A 2,860-nucleotide genomic window follows, 5' to 3' on the forward strand; every position below is an offset into this window, starting at 1 on the left:
TGGTGGGTGATGACGGGATCGAACCGCCGACCCCCTCCTTGTAAGGGAGGTGCTCTCCCAGCTGAGCTAATCACCCCCGCTGTGTGGAGTCGCATTATAGGGAGAGTTGAAAATGAGTCAACGCATTTTCTAAAGAAATTGTTTGTTCGTCGTAATTTTAAGCAAAACGATCGTGAAACGGTCTCTGGCGCATGATTTCTAAACAAAAAGGGTTCTGTACGGCGTTTACCCGGTAACAACATTGAGGATTTACTTCACAGTGATAGAATATCGGCCATTCCATTTTTCCCGGATTTGCCGGTTGTCGGCATCTTTATAAACGTAAGGCCATTTCATGAAAATCAAAACTCGCTTCGCGCCAAGCCCGACAGGCTATCTGCACGTCGGTGGTGCGCGTACTGCTCTCTATTCCTGGCTTTTTGCACGTAATCACGGCGGTGAGTTTGTGCTGCGTATTGAAGACACCGATCTCGAACGTTCCACGCCGGAAGCTATCGAAGCCATTATGGACGGTATGAACTGGCTGAGCCTGGAATGGGACGAAGGTCCATACTTCCAGACTAAACGTTTCGATCGTTATAACGCAGTGATTGATGAGATGCTGGAAGCGGGCACGGCCTATAAATGCTACTGCTCCAAAGAGCGCCTGGACGCACTGCGTGAAGAGCAGATGGCGAAGGGTGAAAAGCCGCGCTACGACGGTCGTTGCCGTCATGGTCATGAACATCACGCTGATGATGAGCCTTGTGTTGTCCGTTTTGCCAACCCGCAGGACGGCTCTGTCATTTTTGACGACCAGATCCGTGGCCCGATCGAATTCAGCAATCAGGAGCTGGACGATCTGATCATCCGCCGCACCGACGGTTCCCCGACCTATAACTTTTGTGTAGTGGTGGACGACTGGGATATGGAGATCACCCACGTCATTCGTGGTGAAGACCATATCAACAATACCCCGCGCCAGATCAACATTCTGAAAGCGCTGAACGCGCCGGTGCCGGTGTACGCCCACGTCTCTATGATCAACGGCGACGACGGTAAAAAACTGTCCAAACGTCACGGCGCGGTGAGTGTAATGCAGTATCGTGATGACGGCTATCTGCCGGAAGCGCTGCTGAACTACCTGGTGCGTCTGGGCTGGTCCAGCGGCGATCAGGAGATCTTCACCCGTGAAGAGATGATCAAGCTGTTCTCCCTTGGAGCGGTCAGCAAATCCGCCAGTGCGTTCAACACGGAAAAACTGCAGTGGCTGAACCATCACTACATTAACTCGCTGGCGCCGGAGTATGTGGCAACGCATCTGCAGTGGCACATCGAGCAGGAAAACATCGATACCCGTAACGGCCCGGAGTTGGCTGAACTGGTGAAACTGCTGGGCGAGCGTTGCAAAACACTGAAAGAGATGGCGCAGAGCTGCCGTTACTTCTACGAAGATTTTGCCGAGTTTGATGCCGATGCCGCGAAGAAACACCTGCGTCCGGTGGCGCGTCAACCGCTGGAAGTGGTGCGTGACAAACTGGCAGCCATTACCGAGTGGACGGCTGAAAACGTGCATCACGCGATTCAGGCTACTGCTGATGAGCTGGAAGTGGGGATGGGTAAAGTCGGTATGCCGTTACGTGTGGCGGTAACCGGTGCGGGTCAGTCTCCTGGCTTAGACGTAACGGTGCACGCGATTGGAAAAACTCGCAGCATTGAGCGCATCAATAAAGCTCTGGCTTTTATTGCGGAGCGTGAAGCGCAACAGTAAGCGATCGCCGCATTAATGAAACGGCAGGGGAGACTCTGCCGTTTTTCTTTGCATTACTCAGAATCGTTCAGACCCAGGCGTGTAAGGAAACCACGGATACCTTCACGTGAAAGGAATAGCGCTAACTTTTCCTGTTCCGCAGCGGACATATTTTCCACGGCATCAATAATTTGCCTATAGGCATGACTGCGTACGACGGGATTGTACTCGGCCAGCGGCTCTTCAGCCTGATAAAATGCAGAATGGTTACGAAACGCCGGGATGTTCAAAATAAACTCCCGCACGCGTGTATCGATATGAACGAGTCTTGCCCGACCACCTTTAACACCTGGAAATTTTTCCGTTTCCCATTTTTGTTCACGTATCCAACGATTCACGGTTTGCTTAGCGACACCGAGGCAATCTGCCAGTTCTTCGGTGGTCATTTTGCTGCGTAATCTTTTCATATTATTTGCTGTCGCGGATCCCTAAGCGTTGTAATAAACCGGTAATCCCTTCCCGCAGTAGCAAAGAGGTAAAGTGTTTTTGTTCGGCAGGCGTCATCTCTTTCACCAGCTTGATCAGGAGTGCTTCCAACGAGGCATCGCCAGGGGGTGAGAAGGTGTCAGACAATCCTTCCGCTGAGCGTTCTGCGCTGCGGATATATTCACGAACCTGTTCGTTAACATGCACCAGTCGCGCTTTACCGCCCTGAACGCCTGGTTTTGGTGATGTCGCCCAACCTTCTTTTCGCACCCATTTATTAATAGTCTGTCGGCTGTAACCCGTCAGATTCGCGAGTTCTTCTGGCGTCATCCGTTCCTTGAACATAACGATTCCCTGAATAGTCGTGTGGTTAATTAGTGGTTCATTTTATAGCACCATTTTAGTGGAAACCGTGACGTGTTTAACTACTGAATGCGAGTTGTTGCGCATTGTTCTTCATTTGTCTGCTTTTTCAGCGATTAGTATCGGCGCTTTCAATTTGCCGTTGACACATGCGAAGGGAATTCATATGATGCCGCCCGTCAACTCGACAAGCTTTACGTAATGGGGCTATAGCTCAGCTGGGAGAGCGCTTGCATGGCATGCAAGAGGTCAGCGGTTCGATCCCGCTTAGCTCCACCAAAA

The 2,860-nt window shown here is 51.3% G+C and carries 3 protein-coding genes and 2 tRNA genes; 2 read left to right on the forward strand and 3 right to left on the reverse strand.

Features of this window, described 5'->3' with window-relative positions; all coding sequences use genetic code 11:
- A tRNA-Val gene (locus tag OGW13_RS22705) sits at positions 1-76 on the reverse strand.
- A 258-nt stretch (positions 77-334) separates the two neighbouring features.
- Here OGW13_RS22705 and gltX point away from each other — a divergent pair.
- Complete coding sequence (gene gltX, locus OGW13_RS22710; protein WP_044258398.1) at positions 335-1,750, forward strand: glutamate--tRNA ligase; 1,416 nt, start codon at positions 335-337, stop codon at positions 1,748-1,750.
- A gap of 53 nt (positions 1,751-1,803) precedes the next feature.
- On the opposite strand, the gene OGW13_RS22715 is transcribed toward gltX, so the two are convergent.
- Together OGW13_RS22715 and OGW13_RS22720 are read right to left on the reverse strand one after the other, a co-directional pair.
- Entirely contained in the window at positions 1,804-2,196 is a 393-nt protein-coding gene (locus OGW13_RS22715; protein ID WP_042999922.1) for a MerR family transcriptional regulator, read from the reverse strand.
- Between the two features lies 1 nt (position 2,197).
- On the reverse strand, positions 2,198-2,560 hold the full coding sequence (locus OGW13_RS22720) for a MerR family transcriptional regulator (RefSeq protein WP_042999923.1): 363 nt from the start codon (positions 2,558-2,560) through the stop codon (positions 2,198-2,200).
- 221 nt (positions 2,561-2,781) lie between these two features.
- On the opposite strand from OGW13_RS22720, the gene OGW13_RS22725 reads away from it, so the two are divergent.
- Positions 2,782-2,857 (forward strand) — tRNA-Ala (locus tag OGW13_RS22725).
- The last annotated feature ends 3 nt before the right edge of the window (positions 2,858-2,860 follow it).

The sequence above is a fragment of the Citrobacter sp. Ca225 genome, assembly GCF_030337175.1.
In the GTDB taxonomy this organism is placed as follows: domain Bacteria; phylum Pseudomonadota; class Gammaproteobacteria; order Enterobacterales; family Enterobacteriaceae; genus Citrobacter_A; species Citrobacter_A amalonaticus.

Coding starts and splice junctions, on each gene's coding strand:
- OGW13_RS22715 (WP_042999922.1), bottom strand. CDS start 2,196: ATGAAAAGATTACGCAGCAAAATGACCACCGAAGAACTGGCAGATTGC.
- gltX (WP_044258398.1), top strand. CDS start 335: ATGAAAATCAAAACTCGCTTCGCGCCAAGCCCGACAGGCTATCTGCAC.
- OGW13_RS22720 (WP_042999923.1), bottom strand. CDS start 2,560: ATGTTCAAGGAACGGATGACGCCAGAAGAACTCGCGAATCTGACGGGT.